Genomic DNA, 14,403 nt, shown 5'->3' on the forward strand with positions numbered 1-14,403 from the left:
AGGGCATGAAATGCGATCCGCATCGTTTATCGTTGATGCTGACATCCACAATGCGATCGACAAACTGCAGGACTTGCTGCCTTATTTACCGAAAGTATGGCACCAACAATGGCTCGAAAGTGGTATCGGTGTGCACGGGCAGTATTATTCGCCCGTAGGTGTATTGCGTCAGGATGCAAAGCCCGACAATGGCGCCACGCCCGGAAGCGATCCGCAGTTTGTCCTGCAGCATTATATGGAACCGTTCGGAATCGATTACGGCATCCTAACGGGTGGGGGAGAACAGGGCCTTTCTCTTCACGCCGATCCGGACTATGCGAATGCCGTCGCTGCCGCCTTCAACGATTGGCTGGCGGATCATTGGCTTAGCGTCAGCCCAAAATTCAAAGGCTCCATTCAGATTAACCATTCCGATCCGGCCGAAGCCGTCAAAGAGATCGACAGGATGGGGCCGCATCCGGGCATGGTGCAGGTCGTTATGGGAAGCGGAGCGCGTATGCCGTACGGCAACCGCTTTTACCATCCGATCTATGAAGCAGCAGAACGGAATGGACTGCCGGTCGCCATTCATCCGGGCACGGAAGGGAAGGGGATATCCGGCGCCCCGACACCGGCCGGGTACCCGACCCGGTATATGGAATGGCACAATATTCTACCTGCGAATTTTATGACTCATATCAATAGCCTGGTATGCGAAGGGGTGTTCGAAAAATATCCGAAGCTTAAATTTGTAGCGATCGAAGGCGGTATAGCCTGGCTGCCCCATTTGATGTGGCGCATGGACAAAAACTATAAAGCGCTGCGCGATACCACGCCATGGCTCAAGCGTCTACCATCGGAGTATATTGTGGAACATGTGCGGGTAACAACGCAACCGATCGAAGAACCGAAGCAGCCGGAACATCTGCTGCAAATCTTTCAGATGATGCATGCTGAACAGATCGCCATGTTCTCATCCGACTACCCGCATTGGGACTTCGACAATCCAAAAGTCGTGCTGAGAAACCTTCCTCAGAAGTTGAAAGAGCGTATTCTAGGGGATAACGCGGCAGAGCTGTACGGCTTCCCGATTCCGGAGAGGTCTAAGGAGGCGGGTCCTGCATGAGAGTGAAAGTGGCGGAGCCAGATGCGATCAGCGACGGCGGCAAACTTATCGTAAAAGTGAAAGAGATGGAAATCGGCCTGTTTCGGATCGAAGGTAAATACTATGCGTGGCGTAACGTTTGCCCGCATGCGGCGGCGCCGGTATGCGCGGGGGCGATTCGAGGGACCCGGCTTCCTTCCGATGTTTACGATTATTGTTACGGATTGGAAGATCGAGTGCTGCGATGCCCATGGCACGGCTGGGAATTCGACCTGAAGAGCGGTCATCACCTGGCTCCAGGCAGCGACGCGAAGCTGCGTGGTTATCCGGTGGAAACCGACGATACCGGGGTATATGTTGTGTTACGTAAGAGGAATTGAAGCTTGGTTTGCGGCTAAGGATATGATTCCTTAGCCGTTTTTTTCGAGAACAAACATGCTTAACAGCCGCGTCTGGCAACGACGTTATATCCTGTAGAAATGGCCCTTTTGGCGATTCCTCGGCCAAATCCGGTGGAACAACCTGTAATGAACCAGGTCTTTGGTTGCGATTGATTTCGGTCATTTCATTCCTACCTTCTTATCCGATTTGAACAGATAAGTATCTAAGAATTTTTAGTGCCCTTATTAATTTAGCTAACGCTCCGTTAAAGGGCAGTTGATGTCAACCCTTCTATAGAGGTATCTAGTTAATAGGCTCTCCTTCAAAAAATGAGATATATAAAGATAAACAAAGATCTTATTTTCTGAAAATCCCATAATCGGCCATCTAGAGCGAAGATACGTTTCTATTCAGAAAGTGAACGTGTGTTTTTAAGGTTTGTCAATTAATCAATAGTATCATAACATAGCTTCGCGGGGACTAATTATTGGGAAAAGGGAAGGTCATAACTATGAATTTACCAGGAAATCGGCATATGTTTACCATTTATGATTGGTTTGGCTATGAATTACCGGTTAAAGATCGTTATAAGTTAATAAAAGAAGCCGGATTTGACGGTGTTTTAATGTGGTGGAGTGATGGTTTTGGCCGGGGCGATTATCGCAACGGACCACAAATTGCGCGGGACGCGGGTCTGTTTATAGAAAATATTCACACACCAATCCAGTACGAAAACAACCTCTGGCTAGACAATCTGGACGGTGAAGCCTTAACCGATATCTATTTGCAATGTGTAGCGGATTGCGCCGAAATTGAAATTCCGACAATGGTGGTGCACCTTCCCAACGAAAACCATCCATATAACGTGTTAGGACTGGATAGAGTCATGAGAATTGCAGAAAAAGCTGAACAGCTTGGTGTCAATGTTGCGATGGAGAATTTATGGAACTTTACTAATTTGTCATATGTGCTGCAGCAAGTCGATTCTCTGCGAATCGGATTCTGTTATGACAGCGGACATCACTACCGACACTATCCAAGCGATGATTTATTAACCATGTACGGTTCCCGACTGATGGCGCTACATTTACATGATAATAACGGAAGTTATGCTCAACATGGGTTACCTTTTGACGGCACGATTGATTGGTCTACAACCATGAAAAAAATAGCTGAAACGAATTATTCAGGCGCGACTGCAATAGAGGCCATGACTTGGGATTATGAGAATTTATCGGCTGAAGAGTTTTTACATAAAGCGTTTGAACGAGCAAAAAGGCTGGAAGCATTACGCTAACCGGAAACGATAACTCAATAAAGAATTTGGAAGGCAGCCGCATACTTGGGATCGGCTGTCTTTTCTCCATTAACGAGCAGGTATATCTAAGGACGAATCGAAGCAATAGATGATCTCCAAACAAATTCTCCAAACAAATGGAAAGAGGGAAAAATATGAGAGCATTTATTATTACAGGTACGTCTCGTGGTTTGGGTTATGAGATCTGTAAACAGCTTATTAACCGTAATCATCTTATCTTCGCAGTTGCAAGGAACCATAATGACTCTCTGAACGAATTTGCAGCTCAACACGATTGTAAATTACATTTTGTGAAATATGATCTGCAAAACACAGATGGCATATCAGAATTAATTAGAGGAATAATGGAACGAGTTCATGACGAAATAGAGTCGATTACATTGATTAATAACGCAGCTCAAGTAACACCTTTAGGGAATATAGACGATTGTAGGCCTGAAGATGCAGTAAAAAGTATACAAACAAACTTGTTAGCGCCGATCTTGTTAACCCAGTCTTTAATAAACCAAACGGATGAGAGGAATGTCCATCGAATCATTGTAAATATATCCTCTGGTTCCGCTAAAGATGCGGCGGCCAGCATGAGCTTGTACTGTGCTTCAAAGGCTGCTTTGAATATGTTCACGTCCTGCATACAATTGGAGGATCATAAATCGTTAACCATAAACAAAGTAGATCCGGGTATGGTTGATACCTCTATGCAGGAGGTGGCACGGAACCAAGAAGGACTAGCAGTTGCGAATTTTTTTAAGGAAGCCAAAGAAACAGGTGCTTTGAAATCTGCGGAAGATGCTGCGAAAAAAATTGTTAGAAGGGTTTTAGCTTCACAATCTTAAAACAAATATTGATGATACATAAGCTAAGGACAGTTAGCAGCAATGGGGGATGAAAATGGCTAAAGAAGTAAGCATTTAAGCTAACGGGCAGTTTTGAGCAACATGACTGTCTGAAAAAAATTCTGATTCTCCCTTGAACCTTACGTTACGTAATGATTTATAGTGAACCTAACAGCAGAACAAACACAGGACAAGTGCCAAAAATAGAACAAGATAAATTCGAAAACGGAGGAGAAACAGACATGAGGAAACTCGTATTGTTCATGCATGTGTCGCTAGACGGGTATGCGTCGGATTCGAACGGAGGACTAGATTGGATTCCGTATAACGAGGAATTCGAGAAGTACGCCGAGGAGGTCGTAGCCGAAGTCGGCTCTCCCGTATACGGACGCACGACGTATCGGATGATGGAGAGCTACTGGCCCACGGTGCTGGATAATCCGAATGCGTCGAGGCACGATATGGAGCATGCCAAATGGGTGCAGGATGTTAAGAAGATCGTCATCTCCGGCACGATGGATAAGGCGGAATGGAACAATACGATCCTGATCAAGGACAATATCGCGGAGGAAATTAAGGCGCTCAAGGAGGAGCCTGGCAAAAATCTCGTTATCTTCGGCAGCCCGGGGGCTGCGAAGACGCTGCTTGAGCTCGGCCTGATCGACGAATTTCTACTGACGATTTGTCCGGTTGTCCTAGGCGGTGGAAATTCGGTTTTCGACGGCGGCGTCGAGAAAATCAGGCTCAAGCTGCTGTCCAGCCGAACGTTCAAGTCGGGTATTATCGCGACCCGCTATGAGTTGGAGAAATAGTCGTGCCGTACAAGGTGTTCCGCTCTAACGGGGAACGATTGCTTAAAATACAAGTCGGCAGCCGGCCAAGAAGCATGGCTGCTGTCTTTATTTAGCTATAGAGCAGTTTACATATATCGTTAAAACAATAAAAGCCCTAAGCGTACAACCTTTCTTATGGACATTCGTATATAGCACTGCTATAATGGGCGTATGAACACATATGACAAAATATTGGCAGCTGCTCTTAAGGTACTCGAAGAGGAGGGCGGAGCCCAATTTTCGACGCGAGCCGTAACGGCGATCGCACAGGTTACGGCTCCTACGCTCTACCATCATTTCGGCAGTGCCGATGGACTCCTGAGTGCAGCTATAGTGGAAGCGTTCAAACAGTTATTTGAAAGCAAGATTGCCGCTGTGGAGTCCGCCATTCCAGAGATGGCTCTTCGTCAAGGATGGGATGACTATGTCCGCTTCGCGGCAGCCCGTCCTCGGATTTATGCGGCGATGATGGGGCGGTTGCTCGAGGGAGCCCATATCGAGGCGGCAGATCAGTCGTACCAAGCATTGGTGCAAAATATTCAGAGAGTCGCCGACGAAGGCAAACTGGCAGTGTCAGTCCAGGCCGCGGCAGATCTGGTCTGGGCTTCTGCGAATACGGCCTCTTGGCTGTATGTGACGGCCCAGGTTCGTAAGACACCCCCACCCCAGCCCGACGTCGTTGATCTCATTCGGGAGAGCGTAATGCAGATCATTTTGATCCAAAAGCCGGAAGACGATTCAGAATGAGGAATTCGATGACAGAGCCTGGCGACCCCAGGCAAAGCCCTAATTTAGAGACGCATAAAAAAGATCGCCTATCCAACCTGGACCTCCAGGAGGATGGCGATCTTTTTTATGTTTGGAGGATGCGAGCATTCGTTCTCTTGGATTCCTGTTGTGTGACAGGTGAAATGTGGTACGCCGAGTGCATCACCAACGTCCGTCAAACGATGTTCGAACCGCAGGACAACACTTCTAGAAAATATATAGCACCGCTATAGACAGTTTTGTATAGCGGTGCTATAATACCCGTATAGCAGTGCTATAACGTGACAGTGATCCACATTTTATCAAACCTAGGAGGGTTACTATGCCATCTAAAACTCAAGAGCTGGTCGTCGTCACAGGTACGTCCAGCGGCATCGGCAGGGCTACTGCGGAGCAGCTCGCCGCTGAAGGATTTCATGTTTTGGCGGGGGTTCGTCGTCAGGAAGACGCCGACAAAATCAAACACAAAAATATCGAACCGGTGATCATCGATGTTACCCATATCGACACCCTGAAGGCGCTGGCCGAACGGGTGGAGCAAGATTCACTTGGTCGCCCTTTGCGGGCCGTGGTCAACAATGCCGGCATCGCGGTTAATGCTCCTCTCGAGATGGTTCCGCTGGATGAATTTCGCCGCCAGATTGAAGTCAGCGTGATCGGGCAGGTCGCGGTTATTCAGGCACTTACCCCGGCCTTGCTGAACAGCGGCGGGCGCGTGGTCAATATCGGTTCGCTTGGGGGCAAGGTTTCCATGCCTGGGTTCGGAATTTATTCGGCTGCAAAGTATGCTATGGAAGCGATCAATGACAGTCTCCGCAGGGAGATGTCCTCGTTTGGCCTCAAGGTCATCATGATCACGCCGGGAGGCGTCAGCACGGGCCTGTCGGAACAAGGGATTACGACAGCGGAGCGGCTGGCCAAGTTAATGACACCGGACCAGCACAGGCGCCATGATCGTCTTTTTGATGCCGTGAAGGCTCAGGCTGAAACATGGGCAACGGACGGTACCCGCCCCGAGAAAGTGGCAGCAGTGGTTTCACGAGCCATCCACGTAAGTAAGCCGCGCACCCGCTATACGGTCGGTCGCGATTCCGCGATGCTGACCCGACTGGTCCGTATTCTCCCAGACAAACTCCTCGATCGGATGCTCCGCAGCCAGATGAAATTGCAGTAACGGGAGAATGAATGATGTCACAAAAACAATTTGAACATGCCATTATTGTAGGTGGATCTTTAGGTGGTCTAATGATGGGGCTTGCGTTATCCCGTTCTGGTTATACAGTGACCATTCTTGAACGTGCAGATTCATCATTAAGAAATGGCGCTTTTATTCGTTTACACACAAAGCCTTATCGTAACAGTGAAATTGAACGTGAATTAAGACACTTGGCATCCAATGGTAGCAACCATGTTGAAGCTTGGTCAGCCATTCAAGAACGTTTGCGCAATGCGGTCGCTAAAGAACCTGGCATCACCCTTCAGCACCAAACACGAATTGTTAGTGTTGGGCAAAATGAATCATCTGCTTGGGCTACCAGTGAAGAGGAGCAGACGTTTAGAGGAGACTTTTTAATTGGCGCAGATGGATATCGCAGTATTGTTCGCCGTTATTTAAGCCCTGACAAACCATTTGCAGATTATGCTGGCTATCTGGCTTGGGTAGGGAAAGTGGATGAAAATTTGCTGCCCAAGAAAGACTGGAAAAAACGGCAGCTTTCGAGCGCTTATTTCAACGATAGTGCTGCCGGTAAATTGACAACTGCGGTGATGCCAGGGAAAGAGGGGGGAACCCATCCTGGCCAGCGATGGATAGGTTTTTGCTGGTTTGATCATTCGCATAATCCATTGCTGTCTGAATTAGGGGTGTTAAAGGACGGGGTTGCCCAGCATTCCTTATACGGTGAAGCTATTCCGGATTCGCTGCTGGAAGAACTATCACAAACCAGCCAAGCCCATTGGAGCAAAGAAGATGATGCCATTTTGCAAATCGCGATTAAGGACCGCAGCTTAATCGGGGCACCTGTTAATGAATACATCCCTAATATATTGTCAAAAGGAAGAATAGCCATGATTGGCGACGCAGCTCATACGATGTCACCAATGACGGGCGCAGGCTTTAATGACTCACTTGATGATACGGTTGCCATTATAGACTCTATTAAACAGTATCCGAATTCGATCATAAATGCTTTGAGTGAATACCAAATAGGCCGATTAGATGTAGTTCGTCAAGATGTTCTTGCGGGCCAAGGCTTTAATCGTTCTTTTGGACGTTTGTAACAGCATGAAACTAAGCCATTGATGCACTGGAATTTCAAACATAAACGGGGAATTTGCCCATTTGAGATAACGGTAAAACAAAAAATACGAAGTATTTATAAAATAGGAGGAATTAGCATGAACGATACAAAGAACCGTTACGTTACTGTACTCTGGGAGGCGAGAGCTAAAGCAGGGAGAGAAGCCGAGATGAAGGCATTCATGACTGCTGCTGTCACCCCGTCGCGCAACGACCTGGGTAACATTGACTACGAGGCTCACGAAGTAGAAGGCCAGCCTGGCACATTCATCATCTACGAGCGCTGGGAAAACCGGGATGCCCTTGATCGGCACCTGAACGCCCCCCGAATGAAGGAACTGGTACCCCAGCTCTTAGAGTTGATGGAGGGATCCATTGAGGAAGGGATTCGACTCCTGCAGCCGTTCCGCCCAGCGCAGTAAGAGCAACACCGAGGGGTTAAAGACTCTAGTGGAGGAGGCAAAACATTGGCAACAATCGATGATTTTACAGCACTAGATATTCGTGTCGGAACGATTAAGGAAGCGGAGTTTTTTGAAGAAGCAAAGGTCCCTGCGATAAAGCTTAAGATTGATTTTGGACCGGAGATCGGGATGAAATCCTCAAGTGCACAAATAACTAAGCGTTACAAGGTTGAGGAAATTGTAGGGAAGCAAATTATAGGGATCGTCAATTTTCCTCCTCGGCGCATTGCGGGATTCAAATCGGAGGTATTAGTGTTGGGAGGAGTCCCGGAAAAAGGAGATGTTATTCTTTTAAAGCCGGATACTGAAATGCCTAATGGTACGCCTATTGCGTAAAAATAAGGATCTACCTAAATTGTTTTCATCAAAGGAATAATACTTGGAAATAAAGGAATTTAAATTTTAAAAGCGTTAGCTTTCGGAGGTAAACATGGATCTTAAATTAGCCAACAAAGTAGCTGTCGTTACCGGAGCAAGTAAAGGAATTGGACTCGCTATCGTTCGAAAATTTGTCGAGGAAGGGGCAAGTGTCGTCGCGGTAAGTCGGACTTTAACGGAGGAATTGGCTGATCTTGTTGAAAAAAATTCAGTCAAACATCTACCTATTGATGTCAATATGGAACGCAATACAGCTGAACTTTCTAAAAAACTCGGTGGAGTGTTCGGCAGAGTCGACATTTTAATCAATAGTATCGGGGCGGTTGACAAGAGAAGAGGAGAAGGTTTTTTGGCTACGCCAAATGAGGAATGGGAACAACTTTATGATTTAAACCTGTTTAGCGTTGTTCGTTTTACTCAAGCAGCATTACCGCATATCCTAGAGAACAATGAGGGTGCCATTGTAAATATCTCTTCAGTAAATGCACGGATGCCCGAATTGTTATTGCCTATTTATGGCACCACCAAAGCGGCACTTAATAATTTGACGAAAATGCTGGCTGGTGAGTTTGGGCCTCGTCATATTAGAGTGAACTCGATCTCACCTGGACCGGTAGTAACCCCTTTGTGGAAAGACCCTGAAAACGGAATGGCCAAAACGATCGGTTCAGTTGCAGCGATGGATTCGGAAAAAGTTTTTGAAGAGCTACCTAAAATGGCTGGTATAACATTGGGAAAATTTGCAGAAGCCGAAGATATTGCGAACCTTACAGTGTTCCTTGCATCGGAGCGAGCTTCAATGATTACCGGAGCGGATTATGTTATTGATGGAAATATGATTAAAACGATTTAATCCGAAATTGACGAAAAAACAGGTACTTGTATTCAAGCCATATAGACAATTAGGAACGAACAAAATTTACTCTTTGTGGATCAACACAAAAAGGACAGGCTCGCCTGTCCTTTTTTAATTGTATGAGAGAAACGCGTCATAAATCTACGGTTCGATCAAAAGGTTACAGACCGACTCTCAAGGCGCCCTGCATTTTGACGAATATTTGCTTCAGGCACTCTATTTGACCGCGCCGCCTTTAAGCGGCACTAATTATTCCCCTATTACGGGTGCTATACCAGCAGCAACGACCACCAAAACTTCTCGCGCCATGTCTTCCGCCGATCGATATTCCGGATGTCTGCTCCACTCGAGGGCTGATCCAAATATGCCCCAGCTAGCAATCCGGGCAGCGGTCTCTACCGTCTCTCGTGAAACGGATGGTTCCGATTGTTCACTTAACCAGTTGAATAATAGGTCATACAGTTCCTTTTGCATCGCGACCTCAAATAACGGTTCATACTGACGATCAGCTAAAGTCATATACGGACGAGTACAGAAAAGAAAATCAAAAACGATTAAAATAAGCGTTCGCAGGCTCCCTATATCGGATAAAGCAGCATTAGGCAGCTCATCCTTCAGCTTCTCTAGAAATTTTTCCCGCATCCAGCTCTCAAGAAATGCGAATTTGTCTTCAAAATGCGCATAGAACGTGGAGCGGTTTACGGTCGCGTAAGCCGTAATATCTTGTACGGTAATAGAAGTGACATTCCTCTTCTGCTCAAGCAATTCCATAAAAGCTTGCATCAATAGTTGACGCGTCCGTTTCACACGGGGATCGTTTGTGTTAGTCAACATGCTATGCTCCACCCTCTCTAAAGGACAAATAAGTACGTGTGTTGGATAACCCACAAAAACGGTTTTTTACTGGTTGTATAAGCCAAACCGCTTAGATAAGATTAGCACAGACAGTGTTGTTTTTACTACACTGTTGGGTCAATCATAGGTTCAAAGTAAAGGACCTTTATCCAACATTTGACCGTTAGTATAGCACATAAACCAAGGGAGGACGATGGAGATGGAAAACAATACAGGAAGTAAATACGCAGGCAAGAATGTAGTGATCACAGGAGGCAGCAGCGGGATCGGCCTCGTAACAGCACAGCTGCTGGCGGATGAAGGAGCGCGTGTTCTGATCACTGGTCGTAACCAGGATAAGCTTGATACAGCTCGTGAAAAAATTGGAAGCAACGCGGTCGCAGTGCTGAGCGACGCCGCGTCTTTAACGGATATCGATAAATTGGCTGAACGGGTAAAGGCTGAGTTTGGAACGATCGATGCCCTGTTCATAAACGCCGGTATCACGCACTTTATTCCCTTCGAGTCGGTGACCGAGGAAGTGTACGACGAGTTATTTACAATCAACACCAAAGGCCCGTACTTCACCGTGCAGAGACTGACCCCGTTGCTAAACGCAGGAAGCAGCGTGGTGTTCACCACCTCGATCGCGAACGCAGTGGGTATCCCGATGCTTAATGCGTATGGGGCCACTAAAGCAGCGCTGCGCTCCATGACGCGCAGTCTGGCCCGTGAGCTGTTGCCGAAGCAGATTCGTGTCAACGCGGTCAGTCCCGGCCCCATCGACACCGGCATCATGGAGAAGTCGATGCCGAAGGAAGCTGCAGAACAGACCAAGGCACAGATGAGTCAGCAGATCCCCATGCTGCGTTTCGGTGACCCCATCGAGGTTGCCAAAGCAGCCGCATTCCTTGCGTTCGACGCGACTTACACAACCGGAGCCGAAATTCCCGTGGACGGAGGCGGCTCTCAGATCTAAGTTCGTGTCCAAGCTCGCAGCTGGATAAACATGTTGTACCTGATCAGAGCATGCCACTAGTTTTTGGATTGAACAGAGGAAGGAAGAAACCACATGACAACACCATGGACAGAAGACCACATGCCAGATCAGACCGGTCGAGTGGCCATTGTAACCGGATCAAACAGCGGGATTGGTTGGGAAGCAGCACGGGTGCTAGCCACCAAAGGGGCGACGGTCATTATGGCCTGCCGCAGTATCTCTAACGCCAACACGGCCGCTGACCAGATTAAAGCACTTAAGCCGTCGGGCAAGGTCGTAGTCATGAAGCTCGATTTGGGTGATCTGGAGTCCGTCCACGCTTTTGCGGCGGCCTTTCGCCAGCACTACGATCGGCTGGATCTCCTGATCAACAACGCCGGTGTGGCGAAGCCGCCTTACGGGAAGACAGCGCGGGGTTTCGAGCAGCAGTTTGGGATCAATCACCTTGGGCATTTTGCGCTGACCGGTTTGATGCTGGATATGCTCGATGCGACGCCGGGCGCACGCATTGTGACCGTAAGCAGTTTGTCGCATCGCTCGGGAGTGATTCGCTTTGATGATCTGAACTGGGAGCGGAATTACCATCCAGCGCGCGCCTATGCTCAGAGCAAGCTGGCGAATCTGCTGTTTACCTATGAGTTGCAGCGCCGGCTTGTTGCAGCAGGCCAATCAACACTGGCGGTAGCTTCGCATCCGGGCTGGTCCGCGACCAATGCGCTGCGGCATTCCAGCATGATGCGGAGCCTGAATCCGATTTTCGCGCAGTCCCCGAAAATGGGTGTTTTGCCGACCCTGTATGCAGCCACTGCGCCAGGCGTCCGAGGTGGAGATTACTACGGGCCAACGAGTCTCGAATTGCGCGGCTACCCCAAGAAGGTCGTTTCGAGTGCGAGCTCACATGACGAAGCCGTTGCGCGGCGGTTGTGGACGGTTTCCGAGGAGTTGACACAAGTGAAGTATACACTTATGTAAAAACACGATTTGCTATAACAAACGGGAGGGGATATCCAATTGGAGAATTTAGATACGTCAAGCAAAAATGTGAACAATCAGACGTCCAGCCCTGCTACTATGCGGGCGATCCGCCTCCACGACTACGGCGAACCGGCTGATGTCCTGCGCATGGAACAGGTCGAGATCCCTTCCCCAGGCCCGGGACGCATTCGTGTAACGGTGCGAGCTTGCGGACTGAATCCGGTTGACTGGGTCTTGTGCAAAGGGTTATATCCTGGTAAGCTGCCCCGCGGTATCGGGCTGGAAGTGTCCGGGATTGTGGAAGCGGTCGGTGAGGGGGTCACCGATGTCGTTATCGGTGACGCCGTCCTGGGCTCCGCCGACTTTGTCGGCGCCCCGAGTGCCGGCGCTGCGGATCGGGCGATCATGGACTATTGGATCCGCATCCCTGCAGGACTCGAGTTCGTGCAAGCAGCGGCGCTTCCAATGGCGGTCACAATTGCATACAACCACCTTAAAGCACTTGGTGTTAAGTCGGGCCACACCCTGCTGGTGCACGGAGCAGGCACAATGATGGGCTTCGCTGCCGTCCAGATCGCCCTCATGGACGGTGCTAACGTGATCGCTACCGCCGGTGACACTTACGCCGACCGGCTCCGTTCGTTGGGAGCGGCGGTGACCTCGTACGGTGACGGAATGGTCGAGCGGGTAACCGAGCTGGCCGGACAGCCGGTGGACCTGGTTCTGGACACTGCTCCGGTCAGCGGCATATTGCCCGACCTTATCCGGATCGCCGGTGGTGATCCCCGCCGTGTTCTAACCATCAGCGACTTCGGCGCAGCTGCCAAACTCGGCGTCCGCGCCAGTAGCGGAGAAGACCAGACCTTACGCTATGATGTTCTCGGCGAGTTCGCCCAGTATGCTGCAGAAGGCAAGTTCACCGTTCCGGTCGCCCAGACTTTCGCCCTTGATGACTGGCGTAGAGCACTCGACATTAGCCAGAGCGGACATGCCCGCGGCAAACTGATCCTCCTACCTGCCGGCGACTGATGTAGAGAAGATTGGGACAGAGGACATCCATTGAATGGCCTGAGCGGCATTTTCATTTCCGAATATAAGCGCGGAAAGCTCGTCCGCATGAAAGAACAGGATTAGGGCAGAGCTTATCCCCCATAACCATCCGATTTCCAGGCAAAAGTTCGAGCTTTCCATAAAATCCTTCCTGTCGTGATTTTGCCAGCTGGCGCACAGTTTAGGCGCAACCGTATAAGATAATGCGGCCGTAACGATAGTAGGCAGGTATACGATGATCGAGGCCAGCAGACGGAAGCCTTTCAACGCTTTCTGCTGTACTCCTGATACGGCCGCATGATTGCAAAGGGAACTTTTGAAGAAATCACGCGACCCAGCGACAAGCATCCGCGTGGTGCTGTGGCCAGGCTACAGCCTGAAGATCTGATCGGCTACGAGCTGAAAGGAGACACCGATCACTTCTCCGATCACTTCTCGATCGTCGTCGGGCAGGATGCCAACGGCTACCCTCTTGTGAACTCGCATACGGCGGACCGGTACCGTGTCCCATTCGATTTGGGCTGGGATCGTACGACGAAGTATATTTGATTCATATTAGGGGCTAGAGGGGCGGGAAGCTTACTGGCACCGAGGATTAGGCGAATGATATGGTGAATAATGAACCGGAAGGCCTTATTGGGGCTTTCCGGTTTTTTTGCGGCAAAATAAGCATGTGGGAAGTACCGCAGCCTTATTCAGGATTGTTGCTATAATTGAGAAAATAAGCAAATGGGCGGGGGGACAACTAATGGATCATAAAATTCCTTTGTTTATCGTAACAGGTGCAAGTGGGTCAGGGAAAACATATGTCGTTAAGGAGCTACGGAGAATGATGCCTGACTTTGATATTCTTAACCCTGATGATCTTGTTGAATTTCTTGGGCATGATTGGGAGAAAATTCGAAATATTTGGCTTCGGGTTGCACGAAATATCGCTCAAAGTGGACGCATGACTATCATATGCGGAACCATGATGCCTTGGGATATTGAAAAATGTGCGGACTATCCTTTTTTTAAGCATGTATATTACCTGAACCTACATTGTGATGAAGAGACTCGCGAGAAACGTCTACGTGAAAGGAATTGGTCAGAGGAAGAGATCCAAAACCACAAAAACTTTGCTAAACGATTACTTGAAATTGCTGATGAGGTCTATGACCCGCCTATGCCTACTATTGATACAACGGATACTGATGTAACCGAAGTTGCTTCTAGGATAAAAGGGTGGGTTCTCCCATACGCTTGAAGTAAGTAACGGACAGTTTAGTTATATCTGTTAAGTACCATTTTGTCCCATTTGGAAGTGGTATACAATTGGTTGTACTAG

General features: G+C 48.7%; 17 protein-coding genes. 16 read left to right on the forward strand and 1 reads right to left on the reverse strand.

What is annotated here, in order from left to right; genetic code table 11:
- Window positions 1-10 precede the first annotated feature (10 nt).
- From IAE55_RS11810 to IAE55_RS11860, 11 genes are all read left to right on the forward strand, one after another.
- On the forward strand, window positions 11-1,105 hold the full coding sequence (locus tag IAE55_RS11810) for an amidohydrolase family protein (RefSeq protein ID WP_200632276.1): 1,095 nt from the start codon (window positions 11-13) through the stop codon (window positions 1,103-1,105).
- Entirely contained in the window at window positions 1,102-1,464 is a 363-nt protein-coding gene (locus tag IAE55_RS11815; protein WP_105444790.1) for a Rieske (2Fe-2S) protein, read from the forward strand. The genes IAE55_RS11810 and IAE55_RS11815 overlap by 4 nt, the downstream gene beginning before the upstream one ends.
- A 512-nt stretch (window positions 1,465-1,976) precedes the next feature.
- On the forward strand, window positions 1,977-2,762 hold the full coding sequence (locus IAE55_RS11820) for a sugar phosphate isomerase/epimerase family protein (RefSeq protein WP_200632278.1): 786 nt from the start codon (window positions 1,977-1,979) through the stop codon (window positions 2,760-2,762).
- 155 nt (window positions 2,763-2,917) lie between these two features.
- Complete coding sequence (locus IAE55_RS11825; protein ID WP_200632287.1) at window positions 2,918-3,619, forward strand: SDR family NAD(P)-dependent oxidoreductase; 702 nt, start codon at window positions 2,918-2,920, stop codon at window positions 3,617-3,619.
- A 242-nt stretch (window positions 3,620-3,861) separates the two neighbouring features.
- The gene (locus IAE55_RS11830) at window positions 3,862-4,431 is read left to right on the forward strand and encodes a dihydrofolate reductase family protein (protein WP_076177072.1); all 570 of its coding nucleotides are present in this window, start codon (window positions 3,862-3,864) and stop codon (window positions 4,429-4,431) included.
- Window positions 4,432-4,623: 192 nt separating this feature from the next.
- Window positions 4,624-5,199 carry a TetR/AcrR family transcriptional regulator gene (locus IAE55_RS11835; protein ID WP_145164615.1) on the forward strand — a complete coding sequence of 192 codons (576 nt, stop codon included), beginning with the start codon at window positions 4,624-4,626 and terminating at the stop codon, window positions 5,197-5,199.
- Window positions 5,200-5,542: 343 nt separating this feature from the next.
- A complete protein-coding gene (locus IAE55_RS11840; protein WP_200632294.1) occupies window positions 5,543-6,394 on the forward strand; it encodes an SDR family NAD(P)-dependent oxidoreductase in 852 nt (283 codons plus the stop codon).
- A gap of 11 nt (window positions 6,395-6,405) precedes the next feature.
- Window positions 6,406-7,500, forward strand: coding sequence for an FAD-dependent monooxygenase (locus IAE55_RS11845; protein WP_145164611.1), 1,095 nt, complete (start codon window positions 6,406-6,408; stop codon window positions 7,498-7,500).
- Between the two features lie 117 nt (window positions 7,501-7,617).
- Window positions 7,618-7,941, forward strand: coding sequence for a putative quinol monooxygenase (locus tag IAE55_RS11850; protein WP_076177137.1), 324 nt, complete (start codon window positions 7,618-7,620; stop codon window positions 7,939-7,941).
- Between the two features lie 45 nt (window positions 7,942-7,986).
- Window positions 7,987-8,319 carry a chaperone CsaA gene (csaA, locus tag IAE55_RS11855; RefSeq protein ID WP_076176553.1) on the forward strand — a complete coding sequence of 111 codons (333 nt, stop codon included), beginning with the start codon at window positions 7,987-7,989 and terminating at the stop codon, window positions 8,317-8,319.
- Window positions 8,320-8,413: 94 nt separating this feature from the next.
- The gene (locus tag IAE55_RS11860; protein ID WP_145164609.1) at window positions 8,414-9,214 is read left to right on the forward strand and encodes an SDR family NAD(P)-dependent oxidoreductase; all 801 of its coding nucleotides are present in this window, start codon (window positions 8,414-8,416) and stop codon (window positions 9,212-9,214) included.
- 252 nt (window positions 9,215-9,466) lie between these two features.
- Here the strand turns inward: IAE55_RS11860 and IAE55_RS11865 are convergent, their stop codons facing one another.
- Window positions 9,467-10,051: a TetR/AcrR family transcriptional regulator gene (locus IAE55_RS11865; protein WP_200632296.1), complete on the reverse strand. Its 585-nt coding sequence runs from the start codon at window positions 10,049-10,051 to the stop codon at window positions 9,467-9,469.
- A 220-nt stretch (window positions 10,052-10,271) separates the two neighbouring features.
- Here IAE55_RS11865 and IAE55_RS11870 point away from each other — a divergent pair, with 220 nt between their 5' ends.
- The 5 genes from IAE55_RS11870 to IAE55_RS11890 all read left to right on the forward strand — a co-directional run bounded on the left by IAE55_RS11870 (window position 10,272) and on the right by IAE55_RS11890 (window position 14,322).
- A complete protein-coding gene (locus IAE55_RS11870) occupies window positions 10,272-11,030 on the forward strand; it encodes a glucose 1-dehydrogenase (RefSeq protein ID WP_200632297.1) in 759 nt (252 codons plus the stop codon).
- 93 nt (window positions 11,031-11,123) lie between these two features.
- On the forward strand, window positions 11,124-12,023 hold the full coding sequence (locus tag IAE55_RS11875; protein ID WP_200632306.1) for an oxidoreductase: 900 nt from the start codon (window positions 11,124-11,126) through the stop codon (window positions 12,021-12,023).
- Between the two features lie 39 nt (window positions 12,024-12,062).
- Window positions 12,063-13,055, forward strand: coding sequence for an NADP-dependent oxidoreductase (locus tag IAE55_RS11880; protein WP_234489491.1), 993 nt, complete (start codon window positions 12,063-12,065; stop codon window positions 13,053-13,055).
- Window positions 13,056-13,373: 318 nt separating this feature from the next.
- Entirely contained in the window at window positions 13,374-13,625 is a 252-nt protein-coding gene (locus IAE55_RS11885; protein ID WP_200632308.1) for an amidase domain-containing protein, read from the forward strand.
- Between the two features lie 199 nt (window positions 13,626-13,824).
- Window positions 13,825-14,322 carry an AAA family ATPase gene (locus IAE55_RS11890; RefSeq protein WP_200632315.1) on the forward strand — a complete coding sequence of 166 codons (498 nt, stop codon included), beginning with the start codon at window positions 13,825-13,827 and terminating at the stop codon, window positions 14,320-14,322.
- Window positions 14,323-14,403: the final 81 nt, after the last annotated feature.

It is taken from the genome of Paenibacillus sp. S28 (genome assembly GCF_016624415.1).
Taxonomy (GTDB): domain Bacteria; phylum Bacillota; class Bacilli; order Paenibacillales; family Paenibacillaceae; genus Paenibacillus_AQ; species Paenibacillus_AQ favisporus.